General features: G+C 75.1%; 2 protein-coding genes. One reads left to right on the forward strand and one right to left on the reverse strand.

What is annotated here, in order from left to right:
• The coding region (locus G3I53_RS01510; RefSeq protein WP_164437951.1) for a serine/threonine-protein kinase at window positions 1–1,358 on the reverse strand (1,358 nt) is incomplete at its 3' end.
• A 451-nt stretch (window positions 1,359–1,809) separates the two neighbouring features.
• Between G3I53_RS01510 and G3I53_RS01515 the strand changes: the two genes are divergently transcribed.
• A partial coding sequence (locus tag G3I53_RS01515) for an FHA domain-containing protein (protein ID WP_164437952.1) occupies window positions 1,810–2,445 on the forward strand: 636 nt, incomplete at its 3' end.

The following is a 2,445-nucleotide window of genomic DNA, read 5'->3' on the forward strand; positions in this document are numbered from 1 at the left end:
TGCTGGGGCCGCTGGGGCGGGGGCGGCGGCGGGGCGTACTGCTGCGGCTGGTGCTGCTGCGGATGCCCGTAGCCGGGGCCCGGCTGGGGCTGCGGCCGGCGCTGGGGCGGCTGCTGGGGCCGGGCCACCTGCCGCTGGGGGCGGCGGCGCAGCGGGTCCTCGCCCGGGTCCAGATACTGGACCTGGGTCTGCTCGTTGCGGTCGCGGGCCGCGCGCAACTGGTTCTGCCAGGGGTGCGGGTCCTCGGGGCCGCCCTGGCCGTTGCCGCCGGGCGGGCCCTGGGGCACCGGGGGCATGACCGCGGTCGGGTCCGCCGCTCCGGCGCCCGCGGTGTGCGGCAGGACGCTGGTGGCGCCGTTCGGGTCGTAGGAACCGCCGGTGTGCGGCAGCACCTGGGTGGGGTCGGACGCACCGGGGGTGCCGGGTGTGCCGGGCACCTGCGCGGGCTCCGGGTCGGGCACGAGGAGGGCGCCGACGTTCTCCGCGGCGGCGATCTGCGCGGAGTTGGCGTGCACGCCGATGCCGTCGGCGACCACGCGCAGGCCGCGGGCCAGGTTCTCGGCGCTGGGCCGCTGCTCCGGGCTCTTGCGCAGGCAGCGCTCGATGACCGTCCACAGCGGGTCGGGGACGGTGGAGGGGCGGCGCGGTTCGGCGCTCAGGTGCTGGTGCAGCACCTCCAGGGCGGAGCCGCCGGAGAACGGCGGGCGGCCGGTGACCAGCTCGTAGAGCAGGATGCCGGCGCCGTAGATGTCGACGGCGGAGGTCTGCGGACGGCCCTCGGCGGACTCCGGCGCGATGTAGGCGGGCGTGCCGACGAACTCGTGGGTGCGGGTCAGCCCGGGGGAATCGGCCAGCCGGGCGATCCCGAAGTCGGTGAGCATCGGGTGCATCTCGCCGCCGGTCTGGCGCAGCAGCACGTTGGCGGGCTTCAGGTCCCGGTGCACCACGCCGTCGGCGTGGCTGGCGCCGAGCGCGTCGGCGATCTGGGCGGTCAGCAGCGAGGCGGCGACCGGGGTGAACGGGCCGTTCTCGCGCAGGTAGCGGTGCAGGTCGGGACCCTCGACCAGGTCCATGACCAGGGCCAGCAGATCGCCCTCCACCACCAGGTCGCGGACCCGGACGATGTTGGGGTGGGTCAGCCGCAGCAGGACGTTGCGCTCCCGCAGGAAGCGCATCACCACGTCCGCGTCGTTGGCCAGCTCCTCCTTGAGGACCTTGATGGCGACGGTCTCGCCGGGCTGTCCGGGCACGGCCGCCTCGGCGCCCGCGGTCTCCCGCTGGCGTGCTCGCCAGACGGTGCCCGTGGCGCCGCGTCCCAGCGGCTCCTCGAGCAGGTACTTGCTGCCTACCGGCCGCACGTCATGCTCCCTGCTGCTTGCTTGGCGTACACCGTGGTCCACCGTGCTACGGAATGTTCCGACCCACTGTAGTGCCGCCACGCGGGACACCGGCTTGCCGACTTCGACGTCGTCTTTCCGTGGGTCTTACGTACCGGCGCCCGTCCGTGTTCGAAGGAAAGACGTGCGAGGTGGTCCGTTGGTTGCCGGAGGCCGGACGTGACCGATCTCAAGTCGGCGCACAACGATCATCCGGGCGTCACTGGTCAGGCATTTTTGGGGGCAGAGCCGACCAATCAAGATCATTTGATGACGGGGGGCGGGCGCGTTGTCGGTGGCAGGTGCGAGGATGCCTGCAGAACTGGCCGTACGTGCGCGTGTGGCGGTGGGGGAATCCCGCGGTGGGGGACCGCGGGACGGCTTTCGTCCTCCCGTGTCGCGAGCGCCCGCGCAGAAGGGACCGCTGACGGCGATGCAGATCCGGCTGACCGTCGTAGACCCGCTGGGGCCCTCCTCCCCCGCGCGGGACCGGACCCCGAGCTGCGACGTGCTGGTCACGGCACCCGCGGGCACGGCCCTGGCCGCCGTCGCCTCCGCGCTGGCCTCCGCGGTCGCGGGCGCCGAGAGCTCCTCCGGCACCCCGGTGCTGTACGCGGGCGACCAGCGGCTGGACGCCCAGCGCTGCACCCTCGGCGAGCCGCCGCTGATCGACGGCGCCGTGCTGGCCGTGGGCGCCCCCGGCGAGCCCGAGGCGCATCCCGAGCTGGACGACGCCCCCACCCGGCTGCACGTCGTCGCCGGCCCCGACGCGGGCGGGGTGCATCTGCTGCACGGCGGCGAGATCCGCATCGGCCGCTCCGCCGACGCCGACGTGCCGCTCGACGACCCCGACGTCTCCCGCCTGCACTGCGCGGTCACCGTCGGCTCCGACGGCCGGGTCGCCGTCGCCGACCTCGGCTCCACCAACGGCACCACCCTGGACGGCCGCCCCGTCGGCTCCCGCCCGGTCCGGCTGACGCCGGGCGCGCTGCTGCGGATCGGTGAGTCGGGCCTGCGGCTGACCCCGGCGGCCGGGCCCGGCGCCCGGACCGGGACGACCCCCGACGGC

The sequence above is a fragment of the Streptomyces sp. SID14436 genome (assembly GCF_010548465.1).
Classification (GTDB): Bacteria; Actinomycetota; Actinomycetes; order Streptomycetales; family Streptomycetaceae; genus Streptomyces.